The sequence below is a fragment of the Streptomyces tremellae genome (assembly GCF_039540215.1).
Taxonomy (GTDB): Bacteria; Actinomycetota; Actinomycetes; order Streptomycetales; family Streptomycetaceae; genus Streptomyces; species Streptomyces tremellae.
Genome location: NZ_BAABEP010000145.1, coordinates 1 through 1,548, shown reverse-complemented (window position 1 = coordinate 1,548; position 1,548 = coordinate 1). Strand labels below are relative to the sequence as shown.

General features: G+C 68.3%; 1 protein-coding gene. It reads left to right on the top strand.

Going from position 1 to position 1,548, the window contains the following annotated elements; genetic code table 11:
- The first annotated feature begins 271 nt into the window (after positions 1-271).
- A complete protein-coding gene (locus tag ABEA77_RS33735) occupies positions 272-1,486 on the top strand; it encodes an IS110 family RNA-guided transposase (RefSeq protein ID WP_345655965.1) in 1,215 nt (404 codons plus the stop codon).
- Positions 1,487-1,548 lie beyond the last annotated feature (62 nt).

The window sequence follows — 1,548 nt, the reverse complement described above, 5'->3', positions numbered from 1 at the left end:
CCCCGTTATCTTTTTCGCGGTCCCGCAACGGGGCTGCTGGCCTCCGGGCCCGGCATGACTGTGTCCCCCTGTCGAAGACATGACCTGGGGGGTGGTGTCACCGGGCCCGGTAGGTGCCGTCGGAGACGCTGATGAGAGGTCCGGCCACCGCCCGGTCCGGCGCAATGCCGGACAGCTCGCGGGCGGCAGGTCTGCATAACGTGGATGCGCGCGTACGACACCGACGCCGGGGCCAGCACCGTGAACACCCCTGGCGAGAGGGAAAGTAGCGATGTTCGACACCACTGAGGTGGGCGTCTTCCTGGGCCTGGATGTCGGCAAGAGCAACCATCACGGACACGGGCTGACTCCGGCCGGAAAGGTGGTCTTCGACAAGCAGCTGCCCAACAGCGAGCCGAAACTTCGGGCTGTGTTCGACAAGCTGGCCGCGAAGTTCGGCACCGTTTTGGTGATCGTGGACCAGCCCGCCTCTATCGGCGCGCTGCCCCTGGCCGTCGCCCGCGACGCGGGCTGCAAGGTCGCCTACCTGCCCGGACTCGCGATGCGCCGGATCGCCGACCTCTACCCGGGCGAGGCGAAGACCGACGCAAGGGACGCGGCGGTGATCGCGGACGCCGCCCGCACCCTGCCCCACACCCTGCGTTCGCTCGAACTGACCGACGAGATCACCGCCGAGCTGACCGTCCTGGTGGGCTTCGACCAAGACCTCGCCGCCGAGGCCACCCGCACCAGCAACCGGATACGCGGCCTGCTCAACCAGTTCCACCCCAGCCTGGAACGCGTCCTGGGCCCCCGCCTCGACCACCAGGCCGTCACCTGGCTCCTGGAACGCTACGGATCCCCGGCCGCGTTGCGGAAAGCCGGCCGGCGGCGCCTCGTCGATCTCGTCCGTCCCAAGGCCCCACGCATGGCTGCACGGCTGATCGACGACGTCTTCGATGCCTTGGACGAACAGACCGTCGTTGTTCCTGGCACTGGCACCCTCGACATCGTGGTCCCGTCGCTGGCCCGCTCCCTCGGTGCTGTCCACGAACAGCGCCGGGCCCTGGAAGCCCAGATCAGCACCCTGCTGGAGGCCCACCCTCTTTCCCAGGTCCTGACCTCGATGCCGGGCGTCGGCGTCAGGACCGCCGCCGTGCTGCTGACCACCGTCGGTGACGGCACCAGCTTCCCCACCGCCGCCCACCTCGCCTCCTACGCCGGCCTGGCCCCGACAACGAAGTCCTCGGGAACCTCGATCCACGGCGAACACGCACCCAGAGGCGGAAACCGGCAGCTCAAACGGGCCATGTTCCTGTCCGCCTTCGCCTGCATGAACGCCGATCCCGCCTCACGGACCTACTACGACAAGCAACGCGCCCGCGGAAAGACCCACACCCAAGCTCTCCTCCGCCTCGCCCGCCAACGCATCAGCGTCCTGTTCGCGATGCTCCGCGACGGCACCTTCTACGAATCACGAACTCCCGCCGTCGCCCTCGCCGCATGAACGGGACCAACACCAGCGAAACCGGCAGCGCGAGATTGACGAACGACATAGAGGCACCCCCC